Source organism: Cupriavidus basilensis (assembly GCF_000832305.1).
Lineage (GTDB): Bacteria > Pseudomonadota > Gammaproteobacteria > Burkholderiales > Burkholderiaceae > Cupriavidus > Cupriavidus basilensis_F.
On the sequence record NZ_CP010536.1, the window covers coordinates 137,594 to 149,673 of the forward strand.

At 67.8% G+C, this 12,080-nt stretch carries 8 protein-coding genes; 6 read left to right on the forward strand and 2 right to left on the reverse strand.

Annotated features, from left to right (window positions below; genetic code table 11):
* Positions 1 to 222 precede the first annotated feature (222 nt).
* The 6 genes from RR42_RS00525 to RR42_RS00550 all read left to right on the forward strand — a co-directional run bounded on the left by RR42_RS00525 (position 223) and on the right by RR42_RS00550 (position 9,971).
* Positions 223 to 807, forward strand: coding sequence for a MarR family winged helix-turn-helix transcriptional regulator (locus tag RR42_RS00525; protein ID WP_052494392.1), 585 nt, complete (start codon positions 223 to 225; stop codon positions 805 to 807).
* A gap of 92 nt (positions 808 to 899) precedes the next feature.
* The gene (locus RR42_RS00530; RefSeq protein ID WP_052494393.1) at positions 900 to 1,646 is read left to right on the forward strand and encodes a tetratricopeptide repeat protein; all 747 of its coding nucleotides are present in this window, start codon (positions 900 to 902) and stop codon (positions 1,644 to 1,646) included.
* 131 nt (positions 1,647 to 1,777) lie between these two features.
* Entirely contained in the window at positions 1,778 to 5,320 is a 3,543-nt protein-coding gene (locus RR42_RS00535) for a DUF2126 domain-containing protein (RefSeq protein ID WP_043342769.1), read from the forward strand.
* A 26-nt stretch (positions 5,321 to 5,346) separates the two neighbouring features.
* A complete protein-coding gene (locus RR42_RS00540) occupies positions 5,347 to 8,001 on the forward strand; it encodes a circularly permuted type 2 ATP-grasp protein (RefSeq protein ID WP_043342771.1) in 2,655 nt (884 codons plus the stop codon).
* Positions 8,002 to 8,009: 8 nt separating this feature from the next.
* Complete coding sequence (locus RR42_RS00545) at positions 8,010 to 8,960, forward strand: transglutaminase family protein (RefSeq protein WP_236701951.1); 951 nt, start codon at positions 8,010 to 8,012, stop codon at positions 8,958 to 8,960.
* A 78-nt stretch (positions 8,961 to 9,038) separates the two neighbouring features.
* Positions 9,039 to 9,971: an alpha-E domain-containing protein gene (locus tag RR42_RS00550; RefSeq protein ID WP_043342773.1), complete on the forward strand. Its 933-nt coding sequence runs from the start codon at positions 9,039 to 9,041 to the stop codon at positions 9,969 to 9,971.
* Between the two features lie 108 nt (positions 9,972 to 10,079).
* Here RR42_RS00550 and RR42_RS00555 read toward each other — a convergent pair whose 3' ends face one another.
* Both RR42_RS00555 and rodA read right to left on the reverse strand, forming a co-directional pair.
* Positions 10,080 to 10,847: a ParA family protein gene (locus RR42_RS00555; RefSeq protein ID WP_043342775.1), complete on the reverse strand. Its 768-nt coding sequence runs from the start codon at positions 10,845 to 10,847 to the stop codon at positions 10,080 to 10,082.
* A gap of 82 nt (positions 10,848 to 10,929) precedes the next feature.
* Positions 10,930 to 12,072, reverse strand: a complete 1,143-nt coding sequence (rodA, locus tag RR42_RS00560; RefSeq protein WP_043342778.1) for a rod shape-determining protein RodA — start codon at positions 12,070 to 12,072, stop codon at positions 10,930 to 10,932.
* Positions 12,073 to 12,080: the final 8 nt, after the last annotated feature.

Below are 12,080 nucleotides of genomic sequence, written 5' to 3' on the forward strand. Positions count from 1 at the left end.
GTTCGGCATCGGCGGGAAGCCGGCCAATTTATCGATATGGGACGCGGGCGCCAAAGAAGGATTTCGCGCATGGATGCGCGCGTTTCGTTCCTGGGCGCATGGCTGCCCGGCCGTACCCCGGCGGATGCGCCTGGCACGCGGCCCGCCGGTTCTCATGCAGCGGCACAGACGCTAACACCCGGCCATATAATTGACAAAATCAACTAAATTTGCGGGTGCGGCATGAACGGCAACCAGGCGGGCGAGCAGGCGCAGGCACAGGCGGGCCGGGAGCGGGACGCCGGCGAAACGCTGCAGCATCCCGCCAGTCTGGCGGACTTCCTCAATTACCGCCTCTATCACCTGACCCGCGTTGCCCTGCAAGCCAGCGGGCATCACCTGCGCGCCGCGGCCGGGGTGAGCCGGCGCGAGTGGCGCATGCTGGCCTTCCTCGGCGAGCAGCCGGGCACGCGCCTGACGGAGCTGGCGCAAAGCGCCGGGCTGGACAAGGTGCTGGCAAGCCGCGCCGTGCACGCCCTGATGGCGCGCGGGCTGGTGCAGCGCGCCACGCGCGAGCAGGACAAGCGGGCGGCGGCGTTTGCCCTGAGCGAGCAGGGCGAGGCGGTCTACCAGCTTGCCTTTGCGCAGGCCCAGGCCTTCAACGCCCGCCTGGCTGCCTGCCTGGATCCGGAGGAGGCTCGGGTGCTGGCGCGTTGCCTGTCCAGGCTGCACACGCAGGCCGAGGCCTTGCTGGCGCAGGCGCAAGCGCTGCCCAGCAGCGTACCCGCGCCTGCGCAACCAGCGCAGAACTGGTGGCGCCAACCGTAAGGTTAGGCCGGCCGCTTCCGACTGCACCTGCTGGCTTCGGAGTCCTACACTTGTAGACTTGGAGTCAGCGCGTGCCCTGCCTGGAGCCTGCCATGCCGCTTGTCCGTCGCTTTCCTGCCTGCTTTCCTGTTCGCTTTCCTTCGCGATTGCGCGCCGCCGCCATTGCCGCGCTGCTTGCCCTGTGCCTGTTTGCCTTCCAGCACGCCCAGGCCGCGCGCCAGCCCCCGGCGCCGGCGCAGGAACTCACGCGCCAGGCGGTGACCGCCTACGACGCCGGCGCCTTCGATTCAGCCTTGCGGGATTTCGCCAAGGCGGCCCAGCAAGGCAACCGGCTCGCGCAGTACAACTACGCCATGATGCTGCTGCGCGGCGAGGGCACGCCGGTGCGCCAGCAGGAGGCGCTGATCTGGCTGCACCGCGCGGCCGAGAACGATATGACGCAGGCCCAGTTCACCTTTGGCGAGATGTACGAGCACGGCGAACTGGTGCCGCGCTCGCTGGAGTCCGCCAACCAGTGGTACCGCCGCGCGGCCGAAGGCGGCCATGTGCAGGCCCAGGTGGAACTGGCGACCAATTACTTCACCGGGCGTGGCCTCGCGCGGGACTACGGCAAGGCCTTCGAGTGGTATACGCGCGCCGCCACGGCGGGCGACGGCGGTGCCCAGTACATCGTTGCCAGCTACTACGAGCGTGGCGAGCCCGGCGTGGTCGAGAAGGACATCGAGCAGGCCAAGATCTGGTACGCCCGCGCCGCCGCGCACGGCGACCCCGGGGCGCTGGCCAAGCTGCGCTCGCTGATCGAGCAGGGACTGAAGGCAAAACAGGCGGGCGCCATGTAATGCTGCGGTAGTCTGGGCATGTTGCCATGCAAGGGCGGCCGCCGCCGGCCGCTATCCGGGGTGTGCCGCCGGGGGCGGTACAACTCTTGCTTGAGAGAACCACACAAAACCTGCGCCAATGGGAGGCACTAGTGGCAACACACGTCGCACTGAACCATGTCACCCACTACCGGTACGACCGGCCCGTGAAGCTTTCGCCGCAGGTGGTCAGGCTCCGTCCTGCCCCGCACTGCCGCACGCCGATCCTTTCGTATTCGCTGCGCATCGAACCCGAGCAGCATTTCGTGAACTGGCAGCAGGACCCGTTCGCCAACTACCTCGCCCGGCTGGTGATCCCCGAGCCGACCACCGAGTTCAAGATCACCGTCGACCTGGTGGTCGAGATGGCGGTCTATAACCCGTTCGACTTCTTCCTCGAGCCCTACGCGGAGAATTTTCCCTTCACCTATGAGCCCGGCCTGGCTTACGAGCTGGCGCCCTATATGGTCAAGGGCGAACTGACGCCGCGCTTTGCCGCCTTCGTGCAGAGCATTCCGCGCGACAAGCAGACCACGAGCGATTTCCTGGTGGCCCTGAACCAGCGCCTGCAAGAGGACATCCGCTACCTGATCCGCATGGAACCCGGCGTGCAGACGCCGGAGCAGACGCTTGCGACGGGCGCCGGCTCGTGCCGGGATTCCGGCTGGCTGCTGGTGCAGACGCTGCGCCACCTGGGGCTGGCCGCGCGCTTCGTGTCCGGCTACCTGCTGCAGCTGGCGCCCGACGTGAAATCCATCGACGGCCCGAGTGGCACCGACGTGGACTTCACCGACCTGCACGCATGGTGCGAGGTCTACCTGCCGGGCGCGGGCTGGATCGGGCTCGACCCCACCTCCGGCCTGCTGGCCGGCGAGGGCCATATCCCGGTGGCATGCACGCCCGAGCCGGGCAGCGCGGCGCCGGTCAGCGGCGCGGTCGACAAGAGCGAGGTGACCTTCCACCACGAGATGTCGATCACCCGCATCTATGAATCGCCGCGCGTGACCAAGCCCTATACCGAGGCGCAGTGGCAGGCGGTGGCGGCCGTGGGCGCCGAGGTCGATATCCAGCTCAACGCGCAGGATGTGCGCCTGACCATGGGCGGCGAGCCGACCTTTGTCGCGGTCAAGGATCGCGATGGCGCGGAATGGAACACCGATGCGCTCGGCACCACCAAGCGCGCTTATGCCACCGAATTGGTGCATAAACTGCGCGCGCGCTATGGCAAGGGTGGCTTCCTGCACTTTGGCCAGGGCAAGTGGTACCCGGGCGAGCAACTGCCGCGCTGGGCCTTGTCGATCTGCTGGCGCGCCGACGGCCAGCCCTGCTGGCAGGACCCGTCGCTGTTCGCCGATGAGCGCGAGCCGGCCGACTATACCGAAGCCGACGCGCACCGCTTCCTCGATAGCCTGGCCAAGCGCCTCGGGCTCAACCCCGGCTTTGTGCAGCCCGGCTACGAGGACACCTGGTACTACCTCTGGCGCGAGCGCCGCCTGCCGGTCAACGTCGACCCGCTGGAGGCGCGGCTCGACGATGAGATGGAGCGCATGCGCCTGCGCCGCGTGTTCGATGGCGGCCTGGCGCGGCCCACCGGCTACGTGCTGCCGCTGCGCCGCACCGGCCTGGAAGATGGCCCGGCGCTGGCCGCCCACCGCTGGATCAGCGGGCCATGGTTCTTCCGCGACGACCGCATGTACCTGCTGCCTGGCGATTCGCCGATGGGCTACCGCCTGCCGCTGGATGCCCTGCCCTGGGTCAGCGAGGCCGACTACCCGTGGCAGTTCGACCAGGACCCGTTCGCGGCGCGTTCGCCGCTGCCCACCGGGGCGCAGCTGCGCGCGCAGTTGCCAGGGCTTGCCGGCCAAGGCGCCGAGCCCGGCCAGGCGGCGGAGTTCCGTGCCAGCACCGCGGCTTATTCCGCGTCCGGCCCCGCGCCCGGCTCGGCCGCGGCAGCGCGTGCCGGGGCCAAGCCAGGGTCGGGTGCGATCGGCGGCACGGCCGCGCCCGCCGCCCTGGCGGCGGACCTGGCGCGCGTGCCCGGGCGCGGCGAATCCGCGGGCTGGATCACCCGTACGGCGCTGTGCGTGGAAGTGCGCCATCCCAGCCGTGCCGCCGGCCCCAAGGCCGAGAGAGCGGCCGCGGGCGACAAGCGCGGCATGCTCTACGTCTTCATGCCGCCGCTGACCGTGCTGGAGGACTACCTGGAACTGCTGGCGGCGGTGGAAGCCACCGCCGCCGGGCTGGGCGTGAAGATCGTGCTCGAAGGCTACCCGCCGCCGCGCGACGTGCGCCTCAAACTGCTGCAGGTCACGCCCGATCCCGGCGTGATCGAGGTCAACATCCATCCGGCCGCCAACTGGGACGAACTGGTCGACCATACGGAATTCCTCTACCAGGCCGCCCACGAGACCTACCTCAGCACCGAGAAGTTCATGCTCGACGGGCGCCATACCGGCACCGGCGGCGGCAACCACTTCGTGCTGGGCGGCGCCACGCCTGCCGACAGCCCCTTCCTGCGGCGCCCCGATGTGCTGTCCAGCCTGATTGCGTACTGGCACAACCATCCCTCGCTGTCCTACCTGTTCTCGGGCATGTTCATCGGCCCGACCAGCCAAGCGCCGCGCGTGGATGAGGCGCGCAACGACCAGCTCTACGAGCTCGAGATCGCCTTTGCCGAGTTGCAGCACCAGCTCGACCGGCTCGGTGGCGCCGAGGGCGGGGTCGGCGCGCACATGCCGCCGTGGCTGGTCGACCGTGCGCTGCGCAATATCCTGATCGACGTCACCGGCAACACCCACCGCAGCGAGTTCTGCATCGACAAGCTCTACTCGCCCGACGGCCCCACCGGCCGTCTCGGCCTGCTGGAGCTGCGCGCGTTCGAGATGCCGCCGCATGCGCGCATGAGCCTGGTGCAGCAGTTGCTGCTGCGCGCGCTGGTGGCCCGCTTCTGGCGCGAGCCCTATCGCGGGCGGCTCACGCGCTGGGGCACGGAGCTGCACGACCGTTTCCTGCTCGGCACCTTCGTGCAGATGGATTTCGAGGACGTGCTCACCGAGATGCGCGAAGCCGGCTTCGCGTTCGACAATGCCTGGTTCGCGCCGCACTTCGAGTTCCGCTTCCCGCGCGTGGGCGAGCTCGCGGCCGGCGGCCTGTCGCTGACGCTGCGCACCGCGCTCGAACCCTGGCATGTGATGGGCGAGGAGGGCAGTGCCGGTGGCACCGTGCGCTACGTGGATTCGTCGCTCGAGCGCATCGAGGTGCGCGTGCTGGGCATGAACGACAGCCGCCATGTGGTCACCGTCAATGGCCGCGCGGTACCGCTGCAGCCCACCGGGCGCGTTGGCGAGTTCGTGGCCGGGGTGCGCTACCGCGCCTGGGCGCCGCCGTCTGCGCTGCACCCCACCATCGCCTCGCACGCGCCGCTGACTTTCGACGTTGTCGACACATGGATGGGGCGCAGCATCGGTGGATGCCAGTATCATGTTTCGCATCCGGGCGGGCGTAGCTATGAGACCTTCCCGGTTAATGCGTACGAGGCCGAGAGCCGGCGCCTGACACGCTTCTTCACGCTTGGCCACACGCCGGGCGTGATGCGCGTGGAACCGCCCCGGCGCAGCCTCGAGTTTCCGTTCACGCTGGATTTGCGACAACGCTGATCCGGCACGCCCCCAAAGCCGCGCCCGTGCCTCTTCAGCCGTCCCTGCCTTTTGATGAAACCGCCCCTGCCGTCGACGCGGTGATGCACCGCGCGCGGCCGGTGCCGCCCGGGCACCTTGATGAACTGGGGGCATGCGGGGACGGGTTGCGCGAGTCCTGGGCGCGCTTTTTCCAGATACTGGGCGAGGAGGGCATCGACGGCCTTGACCAGCAGGCCGCCGCCATGGCGCGCCAGATCCGCGACAACGGCGTGACCTACAACGTCTACGCCGACAACACGGACAAGGCCGGCGCGCGCGCCTGGGCGCTGGACCTGCTGCCCTTCCTGGTGAGCGAGGAGGACTGGCAGCGCATCGAGCGCGGCGTGGCGCAGCGCGCCGAGCTGGCCAACGCCATGGTGGCCGACATCTACGGGCCGCAGGCATTGCTGTCCAAGGGGTTGCTGCCGGCCGGCCTGGTCTTCGGCCATCCCGGCTACCTGCGCCCGCTCAAGGGCTACCAGCCGCCGGGCGGCAACTTCCTGCATATCGTCGCGGTGGACCTCGCGCATACCTTGGAGGGCGGCTGGACGGTGATGGCCCACCGCACGGACACGCCTTCCGGCATGGGCTACGCGCTGGAGAACCGCCTCATCATCTCCAGCCTGTTTGCCGATGCCTTTCGCGAGCTGCGCGTGCGGCGCCTGCCCGCCGCGTTCTCGCAACTGGTGGCCACGCTGGCGCAGCAGCCCGCGGCGCAGCCACCCGCGCCGGAGTCCGAGGACAACGCCGCCGCCACTGTCAGCAAGCACATCGTGCTGCTCACCCCGGGGCCCTATAACGAAACCTATTTCGAGCACACCTTCCTGGCCCGCTACCTCGGCATCACGCTGGTCGAGGGCAAGGACCTGACGGTGCGCAACGACGTGGTGTACCTGAAGACGCTGGCCGGGCTGGAACGCGTCGACGTGGTGCTGCGCCGCCTGGACGACGCCTATTGCGACCCGGTGGAGCTGCGCCAGGATTCCACGCTCGGCGTGCCCGGGCTGCTGCAGGCGATGCGCGCGGGCAATGTGCTGGTGTCCAACGCGCCCGGCTCGGGCTTCCTGGAGACGCCGGCCATCCACGGCTTCCTGCCGGCCATTTCCCGCGCGCTGCTGGGCGAGGAGCTGCTGCTGCCGGGCGTGCCCAGCTGGTGGTGCGGCGAGGCCACGGCGCGCGCGGAGGCGCTCGGGGAATTCACCGAAGCCTTCCTGATGCCAACCTACCCGCGCGGCATGGCGCAGCCGTGGGAAGGCCCGCGCCTGGGCATGGAGCGCGGGCTGCAGCGCCTGGCGGACTGGCGCGAGCGCATCGAGCAGGTGCCGGATCTGTTTACCATCCAGGCCGACCTGCCGCTGTCGCACGCACCACGCTGGGAAGGGCCGCATATCGGCTCGCGCGCCGCCATGCTGCGGGTCTATGCCATTGCCGACGGGCAGGGCGGCTGGCAGGTGATGCCCGGCGGTTTCACCCGGCTCGCGGGCGAGGGGCAGCCGGCGGTATCGATGCAGCTCGGCGGCTCCAGCGTCGACACCTGGGTGCTGTCGAGCCAGCCGGCGCAGCCGGGCGGCGCGCCGTCGCAGTTCCCCATGGCCGGCGCGGCGCGCGGGCGGGCGGCCAAGCCGCTGGCGGTATCCAGCCGCGCCGCCGAGAACCTGTTCTGGGCCGGGCGCTATGCCGAGCGCGCGGAAAACAACGTACGCCTGTGCCGCCTGGTGCTGGGCTCGATCGAAAGCAGCGACGACCGCGACGACAGCGCGCTCGACGTGATCGGCGAACTGGTGCTCGCCTGCGGCCTGCTGCCGACCGGCGCGCCGCAGCCGCGCGCCTCGCTGCGCGTGTTCGAGCGCAGCCTGGTATCCGCGCTGGCGGAAAGCACCGGCTGGACCAGCGTGGGCCAGAACCTGGCCAGCCACGTACACGCCGCCACCGAAATCCGCAACCGGCTGTCCAACGATCACTGGCGCACCATCCTGGCCGCCCGCAACGATTTCGGCGACGCCATGGAGGCAGCCTGCGCGGGGAGTCCCGGCAGTGCCGGCGACGCGGGCATCTACGACCGCCCGCGCGTGCTGGCAGCACTGGATCACCTGTCCATGCAGCTCGCCGCCATCAGTGGCGCGCAGGGCGACCGCATGATCCGCGACGAAGCCTGGCGCCTGCTGTTTATCGGCCGCCATATCGAGCGCGTGGCCACGCTCTCGACGTTCCTGCGGGTGTTTGCGCACAACGGCGCGCTGCTGCACCGGACCTGCTTCGATCTGCTGCTGCACCTGTTCGACAGCACGCTGACCTTCCGCGCGCTGTACCCGGGCCGCTCCGATGTGCCCGCGCTGGTCGACCAGCTGGTGATCGAGCCCACCAACCCGCGCGGGCTCTACGGCTTGCTGGCGCGGCTGCGCGTCAAGCTCGGCCAGATCTCGCCGCCGGCCAGCCCGGCCGGCACCGGGCGCGTGCCGCTGCCGCAATGGCTGCCCACCGTGGAGACGCTGCCCGACTGGGAAACACTGTGCCAGCGCGGCGCTGACGGGAAATACACCAATCTGGTGCGACTATGCGAGCAACTGACTGACATGATGGTGCAGCTCTCAGACGAAATCAGTGCGCGCTACTTCAGCCATGCCGGCATGGCCGGCACCCGCGTCGGGGCGCAACCATGAGCGCTGCCATGAGTGCGACCATGAATGTGACGATGGGCCAGGCGCAAGGCGTTGCCGCGCCCGCGCCAGAGCGCGCGGCCAGCGTGCTGACGATTCATCACAAGACCATCTACGATTACTCCGCGCCGGTGGAGAACGCCCAGCAGCGCGCCGTGGTGTTTCCGGTGACCTGCCCGTGGCAGGCGGTGCACGCGCACAGCACGCAGATCGAGCCGCCGCCGTCGCACCAGCATGCGGACATCGACGCCTTCGGCAACCACGTGCTGTACTTCACCATCGACGTGCCGCACGACTACATGCAGCTCGCCTGCGAGAGCACAGTCAGCCTCACGCCGCGCTGGGCGTCGCTCGACCCCGCCGCCAGCATGCCATGGGAGACGGCCGTCGCCGCGCTGCGCTTTCGCGCCGGGCAGCCTTTCCTGCCGCAAAGCGAGTTCTGCTTCGCCTCGCCCAACGTGGCGCTGCATCCTGATCTCGAGGCCTACGCGCTCGCCAGCTTCGCGCCCGGCGTGCCGGTGGTGGCCGGCGCCATCGACCTGATGCATCGCGTGCACGCCGACTTCGAATACCAGACCACCGCCACCGAGGTCGATACCCCGGCGCTGCAAGCTTTCGGCCTGCGCAGCGGCGTGTGCCAGGACTTCGCCCAGGTCATGATCGGCTGCCTGCGCTCGCTCGGCCTCGCGGCGCGCTACGTCAGCGGCTACCTGTGCACCGAGCCGCCACCCGGCCAGCCCAGGCTGATCGGCGCCGATGCCTCGCACGCCTGGCTGTCGGTGTATTGCCCGCTGGCCGGCTGGGTCGACCTCGATCCCACCAACGACGTGCTGGCCGACACCAGCCACGTCACGCTGGCGTTCGGGCGCGACTATAGCGATGTCTCGCTGCTGCGCGGCGTCATCGTGGGCGGCGGCGCGCACGATGTGGAAGTGGAGGTCAGCGTGCTGCCGGTCGAGTAGGCACCGCGCCGCGGTCAGCGGCTGGCAAGCCAATTGCTTGTCAGTAGCCTGGGTTTGCCGAGAAAAGGGGGAATCACCATGCTAAGCCGCACCGCCGACCACCTGTTCTGGATGGCCCGCTACACCGAGCGCGCGGAAAACACCGCCCGCATGCTCGACGTCAACTACCAGGCTTCGATGCTGCCGCAATCACCCGAGGTGGCGCAGCAAGGCTGGCTGGCGATGCTCGACGTGACGGAACTCACGCCGGTATTCGCCGCGCACCACGGCGCGGTCGTGCACGAGGAAGTGATCGATTTCATGGTGCGCGACCTGAGCCACCCGGCGTCGATCATGTCCTGCCTGCGCGCTGCCCGCGAAAACGCCCGCGCCGTGCGCGGCGCACTCACCACGCCGCTGTGGGAGACCATCAACACCACCTGGCTCGATGTCCAGCAGATGGTTGCCGACGGCATCCTGCGCCACGATCCGGCGCAGTTCTTCGAGTGGGTCAAGTTCCGCTCCCACTTAACGCGTGGTGTGGAAGCCGGCACCATGCTCAAGGACGAAGCCTACTGCTTCATGCGGCTGGGCACCTTCCTGGAGCGCGCCGACAACACTGCGCGCATTCTCGACGTCAAGTTCCAGGCCACCGACCTCGGCCTGCAGCAAGACGACTTCTACCAGTGGGCCGCGGTATTGCGCTCCGTGTCGGGGCTGGAGATGTATCGCAAGGTCTACCGCTCGGTGGTCACGCCGGAGCGCGTGGCCGAGTTGCTGATCGTGCACCCGGATATGCCGCGGTCGCTGGCGGCCAGTTTGCGGGAGGTGGTTTCGTTGCTGGCGCAGGTGCGCAATGCGCAGTCAGTGGAGACCGAGCGGCGGGCGGGGAAACTGCATGCCGAGCTTAAATTCACTCGGATCGAGGATATTTTTTCTGTCGGGATTCATGGATGGCTTGGCGATTTTCTTCGCAGGATCCATGAGCTTGGGGGTGGGGTCAGTCGGGATTTTCTGATGAAGGGGGGGTAGGAGACAGGGAGATCGGGCGACAGGGAGATAGGGCGAGGGGGGCTTTCGCTGCTTCGTTGAGCGGTGTTGGCTTTTGGGTGCAAAAGCCAACACCGCTCAAAATTACCCCTATCCCACCAACTCCTGATGCAGAGCCAGATACTCCAGCGCCAGCTTATGCCTCGGATCCAGGTGAATCATCGGCATCGCATGCTGATGCGACTCCCGGATCTTCACGGACGACGACAGCCGTGAATTCAACACCGGCAGCCCTTCGCTGACCAGTTCCTCCACCAGTTGCAGCGGCAAGGTGGCGCGCGGCTGGAACTGGTTGATCACGATCCCTTCGACTTCCAGGTCCGCGTTGTGGTCGTGCTGGATCTCTTTTACGTTGTCCAGCAGCGTGTAGAGCGCGCGGCGGGAGAAGTCGTCGCAGTCGAATGGGATCAGGCAGCGCTGGACAGCAATCAGCGCGGAGCGGGTGTAGAAGTTCAGCGCGGGCGGGGTGTCGATGTAGATGGCGTCGTACGTTTGTTCCAGCTCGATCAGCGCATCGCGCAGCTTGTAGATCTTGTAGCGGGATTCGAGCTTGCCGTGCAGCGTATCGAGCTCGGGATGGGCGGGCATCACATCGAGGTTTTCGAACGGCGTGGCGTGGATGAACGCGGTGACATCCAGCGGCTTGAAGCTGTATGTGAGCGCGGTCTCGAAGAAGTCGGCCACCGTCGGGGCGGCCTCGGCGGCGTGCGCGCCGAGCAGGTACTGGCTGGAGTTGCCTTGCGCATCGAGGTCGATGACCAGGGTGCGCAGACCTTCGCTGGCGCTGATGGCCGCCAGGTTGCAGACGATGGTCGACTTGCCGACTCCGCCCTTCTGATTAAATACGACGCGCCGCATTTGAGCCCTTGGAGGTAAACGTTCCAAAGGAGAGAGGATACCTTAGCAAGGTGTCATTTCAGCAGCCAAATCGCACGCGAGGCTATGTTTGTATCAGCCGCTTTTGCCGCGAGATGCTCATCAGGATCCCGATGCCCATGCCCAGCGTCACCAGCGCCGTTCCCCCGTAGCTCAACAGCGGCAACGGCACGCCCACCACGGGCAGGATGCCGCTCACCATGCCCATGTTCACAAAGGCATAGGTGAAGAAGATCAGCGTGATCGAGCCTGCCAGCAGCCGCGAGAACAGCGTCGGCGCGTTGGCCGCGATGTACAGCCCGCGGAAGATCAGCAGCAGGTAGAGCACCAGCAGCACGGCGTTGCCGATCAGCCCGAACTCTTCGGAGAACACGGCGAAGATGAAGTCGGTGTGCTTCTCGGGGATGAACTCGAGGTGCGTCTGCGTGCCCTTTAGCCAGCCTTTGCCGAACAGGCCGCCGGAGCCGATGGCAATGATGGACTGGATGGTGTGGAAGCCCTTGCCGAGCGGGTCGGTGGTGGGGTCCAGCAGCGTGCAGATGCGGTGTTGCTGGTAGTCGTGCAGGATCGGCCAGGTCACGCCGGGGGCGCAGATATCGTGCTCGAAGCTGACCAGCGCCGTGATGGCGACCACCGCGATGGCAAGCAGCGGCAGGATGATCTTCCACGACAGGCCGGCGAAATAGATCACATAGAGGCCGGCGGCCATCACCAGCAGGCCGGTGCCGAGGTCGGGCTGCTTGGCGATCAGGCCCACGGGCACGCCGAGCAGCACCAGCGCCAGCACAAAGTCGAACCACCTGACCGAGCCCTCCCGCTTCTGGAAGTACCACGCCAGCATCAGCGGCATGGCGATCTTCATGATCTCGGAGGGCTGGATCACCATGCCGACGTAGAGCCAGCGCCGCGCGCCCTTGCGGATAAGGCCGAACATGGCCACCGCCACCAGCAGGGCCACGCCGACCGTATAGAGCGGCACCGCCACCCGCATCAGCGTCTGGGTTGGCAGGTAAGCGATGACCCACATCACCAGGTAGGACAGCAGGATGTTGCGCAACTGGTCTTCGACCCGGCCGGGCATGTCGATGGCGGCTGAGTAGAGCGCCACGATGCCGGTGGCGAACAGCAGGAAGACGATAAGCGCGAGTGGCTTGTCAAAGCCGGTCAGGGCCGTCTTGATGAACGATAGGACGCGGCGGCGATCCATGGCGCGTC

What these genes read in the sequence shown, in the direction of transcription:
- RR42_RS00525 (WP_052494392.1), top strand. Translation starts at nt 223, where the DNA reads ATGAACGGCAACCAGGCGGGCGAGCAGGCGCAGGCACAGGCGGGCCGG.
- RR42_RS00555 (WP_043342775.1), bottom strand. Translation starts at nt 10,847, where the DNA reads ATGCGGCGCGTCGTATTTAATCAGAAGGGCGGAGTCGGCAAGTCGACC.
- RR42_RS00545 (WP_236701951.1), top strand. Translation starts at nt 8,010, where the DNA reads ATGAGTGCGACCATGAATGTGACGATGGGCCAGGCGCAAGGCGTTGCC.
- rodA (WP_043342778.1), bottom strand. Translation starts at nt 12,072, where the DNA reads ATGGATCGCCGCCGCGTCCTATCGTTCATCAAGACGGCCCTGACCGGC.
- RR42_RS00550 (WP_043342773.1), top strand. Translation starts at nt 9,039, where the DNA reads ATGCTAAGCCGCACCGCCGACCACCTGTTCTGGATGGCCCGCTACACC.
- RR42_RS00530 (WP_052494393.1), top strand. Translation starts at nt 900, where the DNA reads ATGCCGCTTGTCCGTCGCTTTCCTGCCTGCTTTCCTGTTCGCTTTCCT.